Origin of the sequence: Pseudomonas syringae pv. tagetis (assembly GCF_022557255.1) — a bacterium.
GTDB classification, from domain to species: Bacteria; Pseudomonadota; Gammaproteobacteria; order Pseudomonadales; family Pseudomonadaceae; genus Aquipseudomonas; species Aquipseudomonas caricapapayae.
Window position 1 is genome coordinate 107,631 of the sequence record NZ_CP092923.1, and the last position, 14,524, is coordinate 122,154.

Here is a 14,524-nt window from a genome sequence, read left to right on the forward strand (position 1 = left end):
TCACGCACCAGCGGTTTTTGTCTGGATGAGAGGCTGCGGTCGCGAATGAATAACGTTCAATGACGTCTTGCGTTAGCTTTATTTAAAAAATACGAATTTAATTACTCGACTCAGGAACTACCGATCATGAAAATCAAAAAAGTCTTACTGACCTCGTTCACGCTCGCCACACTATGCGCCGCTGTTGCTGCGCACGCGGGGCCGCCGGTGACTGTTACATTTAAAAATCTGGGCACGGAGGTTGCCGAATATAAAGTTGTCACTCGCAACGAAATATCGACGCAGCGGAATGCCAGAACAGCTATTGCCCCAAACGTCAAGCCTGGGGATTCAGATAGTTACTCCACGCAAAGCACCCTGTCACCGGATACAAGTTACGCCAGTGTCCGCTACGTCATGGGCTCCAAAGTTTGCTTATTCTCGACCACCTTTATAAAGCTTCCAGGTGCGGGCGGGGTCAAGGTGCCAAAGTGGAACCGGACCGCAAATTCCGAAGGTGGCGCCGTCTGTACTGCGACCTCTCGTGCCACCAATCTCTCCACCTATGCGTGGGCTGCTGAATTCACGATGAAATAAGCTCCGTGGCGTGCGTGTCGCATTTTGACACGCAGGTTTTTCAGCAGAAAAACTAAAGCTGGCTCTGGCCTGGCCGATACAGAAAGTGAATATAAAGCCATGGATTGGCCTCTGCCGCGAGGACGCAGCATGATTGATACAACATCCATCGCACGCCCTACGTCTAACAGTGCACTACCGACCGTCGAGAAAAGCACCTCCTCTACAACTATAAGTTCCAGCCTGAAAGAGCTTATTTCTGCGTCAGCCATTGACAGCGCCACTCTCTCGCCACTGTCCAGTCAATTGAGCAATAGTGCCGCGCGCGCCCAAACTCGCGACAACAGTCATGACTTCAAAAGTCTGGGCGCTCTGGCAAACAGCATCATTGAAAAAATTGCAGGCAACAGTTATTACGCCAATAGAAAACTGCACGATGCAGAGATACCGGATACGGACGACCCTGTACTGCTCGAAAGGGCCAGGCAAGCGACTTCGTTCCAGAACGGGGCAGGAACAAATCCGTTTGCGGGGCTGTCTCAGGACCAACTGAGGCTGATCATGTACGACGAAGACAGCGACTTCACAATTAACGAAAGAGGTGCAGCGTATTCCGAACACTACAATCAAGAGCAAATATGGAAAAGGGCCATCTGCCAAAGATATACCGACGAATACAACGAAACTGGCAAAAGCACGCAAACACTGGTCATGCTTCTCGCCCACTACGACCAGCTGCCCCCCATAGAAAAAACGCAATACCCCGCCAATTACGCCGCCAACATCACCTCAGGGGATAGCTCGGCCATGAATATTTTCAACACACTGAAAAGCCAGTCAGCCATTCAGGAGGCTTGATTGCCAGGGATGAAGAATGACCGTAAGGCTTACGAGAACCTGAGTGCCGATGAGGAGGACGCAGTCGCGCGTGCTCCGCGGCGCAAGTCGAGGAGGACTTCGACGTTCCAGCGCAATCTACTGAGCGTGCTTGTACTCATGGGGCTGAGCGGCTATGGCCTGTTTCATTATCGGCACTTGCCGAAAATAATCGATGCCACGCCCGCGCTACCTCCTGCTGCCATTGTTGCCGACGCACCGGAGCTTGCTGCCCTGCCACTGCACGAAACACCGGGTCGCCCCCAAACGCTACGTGAGTGCATGGGGGCGGATAATCTCATCGACGAAACAGTCGTCGCTTGTCGATTCGGTAAAAGCCAAAAGACATCACCCGGCTCAACCACGCAGGGCATGGTGTCTGCGCGTTACATGAGCCAATACAAAGCGCAACAGCAGATGCCGCAGCGCAGGCTCGCAGCAGCGCAATTTATCGATTCGGCAGTTGTGTGGCAGTGGGACAAGAAGCGGACCTATTATGCTGAATGGATGGTTAAAAACGCTCAAATTGACGGCACCAGCGTATGCCGTAACTGGCGCAGAGGCTCGATTGAGTACCGGGAATGCCGAAAAGGCGCCAAGGTGCACTTCAAGGAGCAGTGCAAGCGCCTCCCCGAATCCGCCACTCGCCAGCGCTATTGCAGTGCGGCGAGCGGGTTCAATCCGTTGGGTTAGACAGGCCTGCAACGCCTTATCGCTCAGGGGTTCAGGCTCAGCGCGTAGAATTTGCTGTCCACCGCGATCAAGGGAAAGCTTGCAGGCAGTTCTTCTTTCGCGATCTCTCTGAAGCCGTGCTTTTCATAGAAACGATGTGCGGCGAGGAATTTATCGGTCGTGCCCAGAAATACCTCTACCACGCCTCTGCGAGTCGACTCCTCGACCAGGCGCTCCAGCAGTCGTGCAGCCACCGAAAATTCTTTACCGCGAAACGGCGCAGCGACAAACATCTTGCGTAACGCTGCCTGCCCTGCACCGATGTCCTTGAGCGCAATGCTTCCAACCACTCGTTCACCTTGCACAGCCACCCAGAAATCGCCCGTACCGGTCTGGTAAAACTCCGGAATGGCTTTCAGGTCAGGCTGATCTTCGGCGGTGATGGGAATACCGAACTCTTCACGCTGGATGGGCAGGATCAATGCCGACACACCTTGCCCATCGTTCGGCACAAAACGACGTACCTGAATCGCGGTCACAAACCACCTCTTTGTCATCGCCACAAATGGAAATCAGTATTCCAGACAAGCAAACGCCCCGACAAGTCGAGGCGTCTGCTTCAGCATTTCCGAGGGCCACACGTCGGTGCAGCCCTAGAGATGTTTAATTACAACTTCGGACCCGCAGCCTTGATGGCGTCGCTCACGTCGAACTTCTTGAAGTTCTCCACGAACAGGCCAGCCAGTGCTTTTGCGGCTTCGTCGTAGGCGGCTTTGTCTGCCCAGGTGTTGCGTGGGTTGAGCAGGCCTGTGTCTACGCCGGGTACCGACTTCGGTACGTCGAGGTTGATGGTGTCCAGGTGTTCGGTTTCGGCACCGATCAACGCGCCGCTCTGAATCGCTGCGATCACGCCACGGGTGGTCGGGATGTTGAAGCGCTTGCCGACGCCGTAGCCACCGCCGGTCCAGCCGGTGTTGACCAGATAGACCTTGGACTTGAAGCCGCGGATACGCTTGATCAGCAGTTCTGCGTATTCGCCAGCCGGACGCGGGAAGAACGGTGCGCCGAAGCAGGTGGAGAAGGTGGACTTGATGCCCGAACCCGAACCCATTTCAGTCGAGCCGACCAGCGCGGTGTAACCCGACAGGAAGTGGTAGGCAGCTTGTTCTTCGCTGAGGATCGACACAGGCGGCAGTACGCCGGTCAGGTCGCAGGTCAGGAAGATGACGGCGTTCGGCTCGCCACCGAGGTTTTTCGGCGCGCGTTTTTCGATCAGCTCACGCGGGTAGGCCGCACGGCTGTTCTGGGTCAGGCTGCTGTCGGCGTAGTCGGCTTTTTTAGTAACCGGGTCGAGTACGACGTTTTCCAGCACGGCACCGTGCTGGATGGCTTTCCATATGACGGGCTCGTTTTTCTCGGACAGGTCGATGCACTTGGCGTAGCAACCGCCTTCGATGTTGAACACCACGCCTTCGCCCCAGCCGTGCTCGTCGTCGCCGATCAGGTAACGGCTTTCGTCGGCGGACAGGGTGGTCTTGCCAGTGCCGGACAGGCCGAAGAACAGGGTGACATCACCCTCTTCGCCCATGTTGGCCGCGCAGTGCATCGGCAGCACGTCGGAGGCCGGCAGCAGGAAGTTCTGCACCGAGAACATGGCCTTCTTCATTTCGCCGGCATAACGCATGCCTGCGATCAGCACCTTGCGGGCTGCGAAGTTGATGATGACGGTGCCGTCGGAGTTGGTGCCGTCACGCTCAGGGTCACAGACGAACCATGGCGCGTTCTGGATTTCCCACTCGTCCTTGCCCGCCGGGTTGTACTGTTCAGGGTTGATGAACAGGCAGCGGCCGAACAGGTTGTGCCACGCAGTTTCGGTGGTCATCTTGACGGGCAGGTAGTGCGCAGGATCGGAGCCTACATGAACGTGGGAAACAAAGCGCTCGCGCTCGGCCAGGTAAGCGCCGACACGGTTCCACAAGGCGTCGAACTTCTCGGCCGGGAACTTGCGATTGATCGGGCCCCAGGCGATAGCCTCCTGAGTGCTCGGCTCTTCAACAATGAAACGATCAACCGGCGAACGGCCAGTACGATGGCCTGTCTCCACAACCAGTGCGCCAGTATCGGACAGTACGCCTTCTTTGCGGGCAAGGGCTTCCTTGACCAGTTCGTCGGTGCTCAGATCGGTGTACACAGCGTTGTTGGTTTGCGTCATGAGGTTCCCCGTCGGCCTGTAGCCGAGTGCTCCAAACGGTTTTGTAGTAAAAAAACAACCACTACTACAGCGTAAAAGTGGGCCGGATTATGCCAGAAATGCCCGGAAATGGTAGGACCCTCCTGTCAGAACAGCATTACAGAGGCCCACACCGTATTCTGAGGCCCTTTACGCGATGATTAATGACGCGTGTCAGATGGCGAATCGACACCGCCGCCAGCAAACAGCTGCGCGACGTCAGTGGCATCGAACAGATAACGCTCGTTGCAGAACTGGCAGTCGATCTCGATGCTGCCGTTGTGCTCGATCACCAGTTGCTGCGCGTCCTCCAGGCCAAGACTGGCCAGCGCATTGGCCGAGCGTTCGCGCGAGCAGCTGCAGCGGAAGCAGATTGGCTGGGCATCGAACAGGCGAACCGGGTCTTCGTGGTACAAGCGATGCAGAATGGTCTGATTGTCCAGCCCGAGCATTTCTTCAGCAGTCAGGGTGCTGGCCAGGGTAGTGACATGCTCCCAGCTGGCGTCGCGCTCTTCCGGGTCGGTGATCTGTGCGACCGGCAGTTGTTGCAGCAGCAGGCCGCGGGCGCGATGGCCGTCTGCCCTGAGCCAGAAACGCGTGCCCAACTGTTCGGACATCACGAAGTAATTGGAGAGGCTCTCCGACAGGTCGATGCCGTCAAGGGCAACAATGCCCTGATAGCGCTTGCCTTTGCTTGGGTCGACGGTCAATGCCAGCGAGCCGTCAGGCATCAGGTCCTGCAGGCCCGCGCCGGCGGTGATGAGTGTTTCGTCATAACGGGCGATGCCACGCAGCTCACGTTCGCTGGAGCACTCGACCATCAGCAGTGGTACGGCACCACTGGAACGTGCCTGCAGAATCAGCAAGCCGTCGAATTTCAGAGTGCCGACAAGCAGGGCGGCAGCAGCCATCAGTTCGCCCAGCAACTGTGCGACCGGCTCCGGGTAAGTATGCTTGGCGAGCACTTCGGCGTAACTACGTTCCAGCGCTACCAACTCTCCGCGAACGTCGCTTTCGTCGAAGATGAAGCGCTGGGTGAAATCGATGTCCGGTAAATCATGCATAGGAAAGGTATCTGACGTAATGACAATGGATGGCACGCGGCTGAGGAGGCGCTGTCCGGCACTCTAAAGCGTCGGCGGCCATGCGGGTTGACCGGCATTTTAGGAGCTATCCGGTGCGCTTCCAAGCCGAATGGCCGTTCGGGCTGATCGCCGGAGCCGCCATGCGTTTTTTTCAATCGTTGTTCTGGCTTGCACGGAAACCGAAAAGCTCCCGGCGTTGCTTCTTGGTCGGCTTGCCGTCGGTGGTAACGCCCAGATTGCCTGCCTTGCGCTGAGCGGCCGCGTTTTCGCGCCTGGCAATGCTTTCGGGGGTTTCGTGGTACAGCGTTTGTGCCTCCGGCGCACCACGGCGAACAACAGACAGTGCCTCTACCACCACCGTGCGGTCGTCGAAGCCCATGCGAATCTGAAACTCGTCACCGATACGAGGCTCCTTGCCGGGCTTGCAACGTTCGCCGCGACAGTGCACCTTGCCGCTTTCGATAGCTGCTTTGGCCAGCGCACGCGTTTTGAAAAAGCGTGCGGCCCACAGCCATTTATCCAGACGGACCTTGTCGTCTTCTTCCGGCTTTTGCGCCATTTGAATTCCTCATCAGTGTGGCAGTCTGAACGTTATCGGGCCCATCAGGAAGTACGACTGCCCTGATGTGCACATACCTACACGAACATGAAGTAACCGATCCTTGCTTGTCAAAAACAGCTATTCATCTTTTCATTGCCCCACCCCTATATGGAGCGCGACGTGACAGATTTTCCAACTTCGTTGACCGCCCCCAGAAAAGGGTGTGCGGGATGCACGGGCAGTCCGGAACTGGATTTCTCGTTTGACTACGCCTATCAACCGATCGTGAATCTTCACGACCAGTCGATTTTCGCGCACGAGGCGCTGGTTCGTGGGCCCAATGGCGAAGGCGCGATGTCCGTTCTGAGTCAGGTCAACGACCAGAATCGCTATCGCTTCGATCAGACGTGTCGAACCACGGCCATCGCCGGTGCCGCGAAACTGGGCATGAACGAGCGTTTATCGATCAACTTTTTGCCCAACGCTGTGTATCGTCCCGAGCTGTGCATCCGCAGCACGCTGGAGGCGGCCAGGCAGCATGAGTTTCCTATCGAGCGTCTGATTTTCGAAACCATCGAAAGCGAGCATGTGGATAACAACGGCCACTTGAGCAATATTCTGCGTGAGTACCGAGAGTTCGGCTTCATGACCGCCATCGACGATTTCGGTGCTGGCTACTCCGGGCTGACGCTGCTCGCGGATTTTCAGCCAGACCTGATAAAACTCGACATGAACCTGATCCGCAATATTCATCGGGATCGCGCTCGTCAGGCCATTGTTCGTGGCGTTGTCACAATGTGTTCGGACTTGGGGATTAAGCTCATCGCTGAAGGTATAGAGCAGGTTGAAGAGCGGGATTTTCTCGCCGACTGCGGTATTTCCCTGATGCAGGGCTATCTGTTCGCCAGGCCTGCATTCAAAGCCCTGGCGCAGATAGCACCTGAGGCCTGGCAGAAGTCTTGAGAAGTACGGAATCGCATTGAAGACATTCGATCATCTGACCGTCATCGGCCTGCGCGAGTGGGTGGCGCTTCCCGATCTGGGGGTGGCGGGCCTGCGGGCAAAAATCGATACCGGCGCGAGCACATCAAGTCTGCACGCGACTGAAATCGAACCTTTTGAACGCGATGGCCAGAAATGGGTGCGCTTCAACGCGCACCTGGGCACTGTGGTTCAGTTGCGGCATCGTCGCTGCGAGGCGCAACTGGTGGCCATGAAAACCATTAAAAGCTCCAACGGCCACGCGCAGGTGCGTTATGTCATTCGCACCACGCTGGCCCTGGGTGATCGTATCTGGCCGGTGGAATTCACACTGGCTTGCCGCAAGTCGATGCGTTATCGACTGCTGCTGGGTTCCAAAGCGCTGATCGACGGCCAACTGGTGGTCAATCCGGGCATAACTTACGTACAAGACAAGCCGGTGTTCCCGGCCTCTACTTCCTCAGGTGTTGCATGAAGATCGCTGTGCTTTCGCGTAATCCGCGTCTGTATTCCACCCGTCGTCTGGTCGAAGCTGGCATTGAGCGTGGCCATGAGATGGTGGTGATCGACACCCTGCGCGCCTATATGAACATCGCCAGCCACAAGCCGCAGATTCACTACCGCGGCAAACCTCTGGAGGGCTTCGATGCGGTGATTCCACGCATCGGTGCTTCGGTGACTTTCTATGGCTGTGCGGTGTTGCGTCAGTTTGAAATGATGGGCGTGTTTCCGCTCAATGAATCGGTAGCCATTGCCCGCTCGCGGGACAAGCTGCGTTCGTTGCAATTGCTGTCACGGCGGGGGATCGGCTTGCCGGTCACAGGCTTTGCTCATTCGCCTGACGATATTCCCGACCTGATTCAGATGGTCAACGGCGCGCCGCTGGTCATCAAGGTGCTTGAAGGCACTCAGGGTATCGGTGTGGTGCTGTGCGAAACGGCCACGGCAGCCGAGTCGGTGATTGAAGCTTTCATGGGCCTTAAACAGGACATCATGGTGCAGGAGTACATCAAGGAAGCGGGCGGTGCCGATATTCGCTGCTTTGTCGTCGGTGACAAGGTCATTGCTTCGATGAAGCGCCAGGCCAAGCCGGGCGAGTTCCGCTCCAATCTGCACCGTGGCGGCAGCGCCAGCCTGATCAAGATCACCCCTGAAGAACGCATGACCGCATTGCGTGCAGCCAAGGTCATGGGATTGAGTGTGGCGGGTGTGGATATCCTGCGCTCCAATCACGGCCCGTTGGTGATGGAAGTTAACTCGTCGCCCGGCCTGGAAGGTATTGAAGTGACCACCAGCAAGGATGTCGCCGGGATGATCATTGAGTACCTGGAGAAAAACAGCGGCCCGCACATGACCCGCACCAAAGGAAAAGGCTGACAGGGCGGGGTCTCATCCTGATCGCCCAGGCCACGGACGTATCTCCGGATACACCGGTCTGGGCGCTTGCGCTACCGTACATCCGGTAAATACATTGAGGAATCGATTCAGCATCGCTATATTCCCTTTGCCATCCCGCTTTCCTCCATCAGGCCAAAGATGACGTTTTAGCCACCTCTGCGCCGAATAGCCCTTTCCATACCCTGACATAAATCAACACATTTTTCGGTATTTGTATGCCGATCCAGCATGAGGTAGTCGTTTACGGCATTAGACGTAGGCGCGCGCCATGGGAATAGTTGCGACTTTTTTCGCCTGCTACAGAGCCGGGATGCTCGTCTGCGGTGACCTTCTCGGGACATTTCCAAAGGGATCCCATGCCCTGAAACTGCTGTGAAAAAGCACGCTCGGCGCATTGGTCTTGGACTTGCCCAAGCCACTTTGAACAAGGGTAATAATATGAAGAAGGCAAAGCTGAGTCTGGCCTGGCAGATTCTGATCGGACTGGTACTGGGTATCGCTGTGGGGGCGCTGCTCAACCATTTCAGCGCTGAAAAAGCCTGGTGGATCACCAATCTCCTGCAACCGGCGGGCGACATCTTCATTCGTCTTATCAAGATGATCGTTATCCCTATTGTCGTCGCGTCGCTGATTGTGGGCATCGCGGGCGTAGGCGACGCCAAGAAACTGGGCCGTATCGGTCTGAAGACCATCCTCTATTTCGAAGTTGTGACCACCATCGCCATTCTGGTGGGTCTGGTGCTGGCCAATGTGTTCCATCCGGGCACGGGCATCGACATGAGCACCCTGGGTACGGTCGATATCTCCAAGTATCAGCAGACCACCGCCGAGGTACAGCATGATCACGCGTTTATCGCGACTATTCTCAACCTGATCCCGTCCAATATCTTTGCCGCCATGGCGCGTGGCGAGATGCTGCCGATCATCTTCTTTTCGGTGCTGTTCGGTCTGGGGCTTTCCAGCCTGCAGGCAGAGGTCCGTGAGCCTCTGGTGAAGCTGTTTCAGGGTGTCTCGGAAACCATGTTCAAGGTCACGCACATGATCATGAACTATGCGCCGATCGGTGTGTTCGCGCTGATTGCGGTGACTGTCGCCAACTTTGGCTTCGCGTCCCTGCTGCCGCTCGCCAAGCTGGTGATCCTGGTGTACGTGGCCATCGCCTTCTTTGCCTTCGTGGTACTGGGGCTGATTGCCCGGGCCTTCGGCTTTTCGGTGATCAGGCTGATGCGTATTTTCAAGGACGAGCTGATTCTGTCCTACTCCACCGCCAGTTCCGAAACCGTATTGCCACGCGTGATCCAGAAGATGGAAGCGTACGGCGCGCCGAAAGCGATCTGCAGCTTCGTGGTACCGACGGGTTACTCGTTCAATCTCGACGGTTCGACGCTGTATCAGAGCATTGCGGCGATTTTCATCGCTCAGCTGTACGGCATCGACCTGTCGATCGGCGCGCAACTGATGCTGGTACTGACTCTGATGGTCACCTCCAAAGGCATCGCGGGTGTACCGGGTGTTTCGTTTGTAGTGCTGCTGGCAACGCTGGGCAGTGCCGGTATTCCGCTGGAAGGCTTGGCGTTCATCGCAGGTGTCGACCGGATCATGGACATGGCGCGGACCGCCCTGAACGTGATCGGCAACGCGCTGGCGGTACTGGTTATCTCGCGCTGGGAAGGCATGTATGACGATGCCAAAGGCGAGCGCTACTGGAACTCGCTGCCGCACTGGCGCAGCAAGGAACCTGTGCCGTCGGGTCAGCCGACAGCAGACTGATCTTTAAACCCGTGTACTGACAAACCCCGGATATCCGGGGTTTGTTGTTTTCAGGTCGCCGGTTAGACTGCCTGCCTTGACAGAGGATTGACCATGAACGACGCAATCGACAATGACGAAGAAGAATTTGCCGCCTCGACCCTGATCGAAGCCATCGAAAACCAGATCGAATCCGGTAACCCGCCGGCGGCCAAGGCCGTTTTCAACATGCTCACGCTGGTTAATTACGAGCGTGAAGATATTCTTGAAATGATGGCGCACGTTCTTGCCATCGAAATCGATGCCTTGCTGGAGCAGGACCGTCCGTTCGATACGCAGTGGTATGAAGCCGCATTACGCGCCCTGCCCGAACTGCCACCGGAAAAACAGTAACTGCCCGGTCGGATTGTGCCATCGAGATATATGCTGCAAACACGCCAGACGCTGACTACACTGCAAATGCCCCGCTGCCGCTTGATCCTCCGGGGCCATCACGCCAAACCGGCTTCAACGGTCATCCAGAACCGACGAGCACAGATCGGACACGTCGATTCCAGAACACACCCGCCAGCCGGCGCGGTCGGATTACTACAAAAAGTCTGGAGTACCTATGTCGTATACCCCTGAGTTGGTTGCCGAACTGGAAATCCTTGCACTGTTCAATCTGGGAAACACCCAGGAAGGCCTCAAAGTCCACCACGTGGCGGCACCCTCTGCCGTTGCGGCCGCAAAAAGACTCTTCGATAAAGGACTGACGACCCAGGTCGATGGCGGTTATCTGACCAGCCTCGGACTTGAAGCCGCCCAACACGCCCAGTCATTGCTGACCATCCTCAACGTCTCGAAACAGGCTGCCTGACGGTCATCGGGGCCTGCGCGCAAAAAAGCGTGGCAGGCCCTTTATTTATCTGCACGCCGGTCGATACAGGAATCTGGCGCCAGAATAACAACCCGACTGAATCCACTTCGCTCGGCTGCACACTTCTCCGCCATCTTGCTCAGTAAGTCCACGCCTGCACAGGCCAGATGCCTTGAGTTGCGATGACGCGTAATCCTGAAATTCGCCCCGACCTGGATGAGGGCATCGACCGCAAGGTTCTCAGCCAGTTACGTAACCGCTTCCTGTCGCTCAATGACGGGCGATACGCGCGTGCGCTCGAAGGCATGTCGACCCGCCAGCAAAGCGTTCTGACACTGCTGCCACTGTTCTTCCACGTCAATCACCCTCTGTTGCCTGGGTATGTTTCCGGCGGTACGCCTGCGGGCGTCTCGCAATACGAACCTGACGCCTTGGCACTCGCCGAGGCTCAGCGCCTGACGCGGTCTTTTTCCTACAAGGCCCGGCACGGCAACCCGCCTCAGCCGATTCATGGCCTGTTCCTGATGGGCAGCCTCGGCACACTGGCTCAGGCCGAACAAAGCGATATGGATGTGTGGGTCTGCCACGACAGTGAGCTTGAGCCGGAGGCCATCGCCGAACTGCGCAAGAAATGCCAGGCACTTGAAGCCTGGGCTGCGACAATGGGGGCGGAGGCGCACTTTTTTCTGATCGACCCGCAACGCTTCAGGAACGGGGAGCGCGACTCGCAGCTCAGCTCTGACGATTGTGGTACTACCCAGCATTATCTGTTGCTCGACGAGTTTTATCGCACCGCGATCTGGCTCGCAGGCCGTACCCCGATGTGGTGGCTGGTGCCGGTCTATGAAGAGCAGAACTATGAGGATTACACCCATACCCTGCTGAACAAACGCTTCATCCGCGCCAGTGAGGTGCTCGACCTCGGACCGATGTCACACATTCCTCCTGCGGAATTCATCGGTGCCGGATTGTGGCAGTTGTTCAAAGGTATCGAATCGCCCTACAAGTCTGTGCTCAAGCTACTGCTGATCGAGGTCTATTCCAGCGAGCATCCTCATGTGCAGTGCCTGAGCCTGCGTTTCAAGCAAGCCGTGTTCGCCAATCAGCTGGATCTCGATGAGCTGGACCCTTATGTGGTCGTGTACCGGCGTATTGAAGAACACCTGCAAGCACGCAACGAGACGGAGCGGCTGGAGCTGGTGCGGCGCAGCCTGTACCTGAAGGTCAACAAAAAGCTCACCGGATCGCCTCGTCAGCGCAACGTTGGCTGGCAGCGTCTGCTGCTGGAGCGCTTGACCAAGGAGTGGGGCTGGGATGAGCGGCAACTGGCGCTGCTCGACAGCCGCAGCCAGTGGAAAGTCCGTCAGGTGGCCAGCGAGCGCCGTGCGCTGGTCAACGAGCTGAATTACAGCTACCGCTTTCAGACCCGCTTCGCCAGAACGCAAAGCACCGCCGACGCGCTCAATGCGCGCGACCTGACCATTCTCGGTCGGCGTCTGTATGCCGCTTTCGAGCGCAAGGCGGGCAAGGTTGAGTTCATCAATCCGGGCATCGCCCCGGACCTTGCCGAAGACACGCTGACGCTGGTGCACTCCCCTGACAAACGCGAGCCGGGCAAGCATCAGTGGGCGTTGTATAACGGCAATCTGGGCATTCATGACTGGCCGAATTTTTCGCCGATCAAACGCAGCCGGGAGCTGCTTGAGCTACTGACCTGGTGCCATCGCAACAATGTGATCGACGCCACGACCCGCGTGGCGCTGCACCCCGGCACCAGTGACTTGAGCGAGTTCGAACTTTTCAACCTGATGGGAGCCTTGCAGCAGAGCATTGAACTGCCGCTGCCCGAGGTCAGAGACGACGAGTTGCTCATGCCCAGTACGCCCAGTGAGATTCTGCTGCTGGTCAATGTGGGGGTCGACCCGCTCAGGCATCACCGCGATCTCAATATTCTGATGACCACCGAGCGTACCGATTCGCTGAGTTACGCTGGGGTTCGGGAAAATCTGGTTCTGACGCTGGACCAGATCACCCTCAATACCTGGAACGAAACACTGGTCAGCCGTTACGACGGCCCGCACGCCCTGCTCGACTGCCTGAGCGAACTGCTCGGCAGCCTGCCGCAGAGTGGTAAGCAGCCGCAGATTCGCGTGCGTTGTTTCTGCCATAACCGGGCGTCCGCCATCGCCCAGCGTGTTGAGGACCTGATCAGCACGGCCCGACTGTTACTCGCCAGGCGGTTGAATCACCGTTACCTGATTCAGGTGCAGCAGCAGTATCACGTGCTGGAGATCAAGCCGGGTCAGGTCGGCCATGTGGTGGTCAACAGTCTGCCGGGCCTGTTCAAGTACCTGGGCGAAGAGCTGCCACTGTACAGTCCGTTGCATCTGGACCCGCAGGCGCTCGACGGCCATGACCTGGCCCTGATCCTGCCACTCGGCCAGCCTGAATGTATTCAGGTGTTTTACCGGATCAACGAGCCGGAGGCCGACGTGTATGTGCTGGACGAACACAATTCGCTTTGGCATCAGCGCCTGCCGTATCACGACGAACAAAGCCTGCTGACGCCTCTGCAGCGTTTTTTCCATGCACTGGTTTACCGCCGAGGCGCTTCATTGCCGCTGGACGATCCTTCCGAGCCGGTATCGCTGGAAACCCTCTACTATCAGGTGTTGCCCTCCGGTCCGGGGCTCGCGCGACGTGTCGAGCACCGACTGGCACCGACGGCAGCGGACAAGGCGTTTTACGACGTGCAGGCAATCATCGAAGAAACCTCGCCCGGACAATTGAGCGCCACTCTGTACTGCGACAACAGCGAGTTTTCCGAGCTGGAATATGGCGATCAGTTGTATGCCGCCGTTGCGCAGCAAATCCTTGGCAAGCGCCTGGAGCCTCAACGCTATCGCTGTTACATCACCGACCTGGACCTGTCCGGCCTGCTCGATGACCGACACGGGCAGAGCATCCTCTTCCTGCGCCACAAGGCCGAGCTGGAAAAGTTGCTGAACGAGGCGATGGATCAGGCCTGACGCAAGTTTGTCGTTTCCCCCACGCGCCTCTCGTTGCGCACCCTCCAGCGTGGACTGCATTTCTGGACGCTCTGCGTCCGCTCCTGAATGCGGAGGGCGTTCTACGGCTGCAGGGTCTTCGATTACTCGTACTCGCCCGCCGCTTCCGGCTGATACTCCACCGCCAGCAACGTCAGTTTCAGCGTCTTGCCACCCGGTGCGGGCCAGTCGATGTGCTGGCCGACCTGCAGGCCCAGCAAGGCCGACCCCATTGGCGCCAGAACCGAGACAGTGCCATCCGCGCCTGCATCCTGCGGATACACCAGCTTGAGGTGGTAATCCTTGCCGCTGACTTCCTCACGGCAATGCACGCGCGAATTCATGGTCACAACGCCGGCAGGCACTTCATCGTGGCCAACCACCTGGTCGGCACGGTCCAGTTCGGCCTGTAACGCCTGGATACCCGGTGTGTCTTCGTCCTGGCTGGCGATAAAGCTTTCAAGACGCTGTACGTCGAGTCGGGTGAGGATGATCGAAGGTGCTGTGGTCATGGTCTGGGCAGACTCCTTT

15 protein-coding genes are annotated in these 14,524 nt (G+C 57.4%); 10 read left to right on the top strand and 5 right to left on the bottom strand.

Annotated features, from left to right (window positions below; all coding sequences use genetic code 11):
• The first annotated feature begins 126 nt into the window (after positions 1–126).
• From MME58_RS00450 to MME58_RS00460, 3 genes are all read left to right on the top strand, one after another.
• On the top strand, positions 127–576 hold the full coding sequence (locus MME58_RS00450; RefSeq protein WP_054986730.1) for a hypothetical protein: 450 nt from the start codon (positions 127–129) through the stop codon (positions 574–576).
• Positions 577–705: 129 nt separating this feature from the next.
• Positions 706–1,413 carry a hypothetical protein gene (locus MME58_RS00455; protein WP_055004929.1) on the top strand — a complete coding sequence of 236 codons (708 nt, stop codon included), beginning with the start codon at positions 706–708 and terminating at the stop codon, positions 1,411–1,413.
• 138 nt (positions 1,414–1,551) lie between these two features.
• A complete protein-coding gene (locus MME58_RS00460; protein WP_055004940.1) occupies positions 1,552–2,124 on the top strand; it encodes a hypothetical protein in 573 nt (190 codons plus the stop codon).
• 23 nt (positions 2,125–2,147) lie between these two features.
• Here the strand turns inward: MME58_RS00460 and MME58_RS00465 are convergent, their stop codons facing one another.
• The 4 genes from MME58_RS00465 to MME58_RS00480 all read right to left on the bottom strand — a co-directional run bounded on the left by MME58_RS00465 (position 2,148) and on the right by MME58_RS00480 (position 5,977).
• Positions 2,148–2,642 carry a GNAT family N-acetyltransferase gene (locus MME58_RS00465; protein ID WP_223813409.1) on the bottom strand — a complete coding sequence of 165 codons (495 nt, stop codon included), beginning with the start codon at positions 2,640–2,642 and terminating at the stop codon, positions 2,148–2,150.
• A 128-nt stretch (positions 2,643–2,770) separates the two neighbouring features.
• Positions 2,771–4,315 carry a phosphoenolpyruvate carboxykinase gene (locus MME58_RS00470; protein WP_054986733.1) on the bottom strand — a complete coding sequence of 515 codons (1,545 nt, stop codon included), beginning with the start codon at positions 4,313–4,315 and terminating at the stop codon, positions 2,771–2,773.
• A 179-nt stretch (positions 4,316–4,494) separates the two neighbouring features.
• Positions 4,495–5,397 carry an Hsp33 family molecular chaperone HslO gene (gene hslO / locus MME58_RS00475; protein WP_054986734.1) on the bottom strand — a complete coding sequence of 301 codons (903 nt, stop codon included), beginning with the start codon at positions 5,395–5,397 and terminating at the stop codon, positions 4,495–4,497.
• Between the two features lie 172 nt (positions 5,398–5,569).
• The gene (locus MME58_RS00480; protein ID WP_054986735.1) at positions 5,570–5,977 is read right to left on the bottom strand and encodes an RNA-binding S4 domain-containing protein; all 408 of its coding nucleotides are present in this window, start codon (positions 5,975–5,977) and stop codon (positions 5,570–5,572) included.
• A 162-nt stretch (positions 5,978–6,139) separates the two neighbouring features.
• Here MME58_RS00480 and rimA point away from each other — a divergent pair, with 162 nt between their 5' ends.
• The 7 genes from rimA (at position 6,140) to MME58_RS00515 (ending at position 13,975) form a co-directional block, all read left to right on the top strand.
• A complete protein-coding gene (rimA, locus tag MME58_RS00485) occupies positions 6,140–6,922 on the top strand; it encodes a S6 modification regulatory phosphodiesterase RimA (RefSeq protein ID WP_054986736.1) in 783 nt (260 codons plus the stop codon).
• Positions 6,923–6,938: 16 nt separating this feature from the next.
• On the top strand, positions 6,939–7,415 hold the full coding sequence (rimB, locus tag MME58_RS00490; protein ID WP_002555826.1) for a retropepsin-like aspartic endopeptidase RimB: 477 nt from the start codon (positions 6,939–6,941) through the stop codon (positions 7,413–7,415).
• Positions 7,412–8,317, top strand: a complete 906-nt coding sequence (rimK, locus tag MME58_RS00495; protein WP_003318100.1) for a 30S ribosomal protein S6--L-glutamate ligase — start codon at positions 7,412–7,414, stop codon at positions 8,315–8,317. Before rimB ends, rimK begins: the two co-directional genes overlap by 4 nt.
• A 459-nt stretch (positions 8,318–8,776) precedes the next feature.
• On the top strand, positions 8,777–10,108 hold the full coding sequence (gltP, locus tag MME58_RS00500) for a glutamate/aspartate:proton symporter GltP (protein ID WP_055004930.1): 1,332 nt from the start codon (positions 8,777–8,779) through the stop codon (positions 10,106–10,108).
• A 93-nt stretch (positions 10,109–10,201) separates the two neighbouring features.
• Positions 10,202–10,480, top strand: coding sequence for a hypothetical protein (locus MME58_RS00505; protein WP_054986738.1), 279 nt, complete (start codon positions 10,202–10,204; stop codon positions 10,478–10,480).
• A gap of 217 nt (positions 10,481–10,697) precedes the next feature.
• Positions 10,698–10,946 (top strand): TIGR02647 family protein, encoded by a 249-nt coding sequence (locus MME58_RS00510; protein ID WP_054986739.1) that lies wholly within the window; start codon positions 10,698–10,700, stop codon positions 10,944–10,946.
• A gap of 182 nt (positions 10,947–11,128) precedes the next feature.
• Entirely contained in the window at positions 11,129–13,975 is a 2,847-nt protein-coding gene (locus MME58_RS00515; protein ID WP_055004931.1) for a class I adenylate cyclase, read from the top strand.
• Between the two features lie 122 nt (positions 13,976–14,097).
• On the opposite strand, the gene rnk is transcribed toward MME58_RS00515, so the two are convergent.
• Positions 14,098–14,505, bottom strand: a complete 408-nt coding sequence (gene rnk, locus MME58_RS00520; protein WP_005743168.1) for a nucleoside diphosphate kinase regulator — start codon at positions 14,503–14,505, stop codon at positions 14,098–14,100.
• Positions 14,506–14,524 lie beyond the last annotated feature (19 nt).

What these genes read in the sequence shown, in the direction of transcription:
- MME58_RS00450 (WP_054986730.1), top strand. Translation starts at nt 127, where the DNA reads ATGAAAATCAAAAAAGTCTTACTGACCTCGTTCACGCTCGCCACACTA.
- MME58_RS00455 (WP_055004929.1), top strand. Translation starts at nt 706, where the DNA reads ATGATTGATACAACATCCATCGCACGCCCTACGTCTAACAGTGCACTA.
- MME58_RS00460 (WP_055004940.1), top strand. Translation starts at nt 1,552, where the DNA reads ATGGGGCTGAGCGGCTATGGCCTGTTTCATTATCGGCACTTGCCGAAA.
- MME58_RS00470 (WP_054986733.1), bottom strand. Translation starts at nt 4,315, where the DNA reads ATGACGCAAACCAACAACGCTGTGTACACCGATCTGAGCACCGACGAA.
- hslO (WP_054986734.1), bottom strand. Translation starts at nt 5,397, where the DNA reads ATGCATGATTTACCGGACATCGATTTCACCCAGCGCTTCATCTTCGAC.
- MME58_RS00480 (WP_054986735.1), bottom strand. Translation starts at nt 5,977, where the DNA reads ATGGCGCAAAAGCCGGAAGAAGACGACAAGGTCCGTCTGGATAAATGG.
- rimK (WP_003318100.1), top strand. Translation starts at nt 7,412, where the DNA reads ATGAAGATCGCTGTGCTTTCGCGTAATCCGCGTCTGTATTCCACCCGT.
- gltP (WP_055004930.1), top strand. Translation starts at nt 8,777, where the DNA reads ATGAAGAAGGCAAAGCTGAGTCTGGCCTGGCAGATTCTGATCGGACTG.
- MME58_RS00505 (WP_054986738.1), top strand. Translation starts at nt 10,202, where the DNA reads ATGAACGACGCAATCGACAATGACGAAGAAGAATTTGCCGCCTCGACC.
- MME58_RS00510 (WP_054986739.1), top strand. Translation starts at nt 10,698, where the DNA reads ATGTCGTATACCCCTGAGTTGGTTGCCGAACTGGAAATCCTTGCACTG.
- MME58_RS00515 (WP_055004931.1), top strand. Translation starts at nt 11,129, where the DNA reads ATGACGCGTAATCCTGAAATTCGCCCCGACCTGGATGAGGGCATCGAC.
- rnk (WP_005743168.1), bottom strand. Translation starts at nt 14,505, where the DNA reads ATGACCACAGCACCTTCGATCATCCTCACCCGACTCGACGTACAGCGT.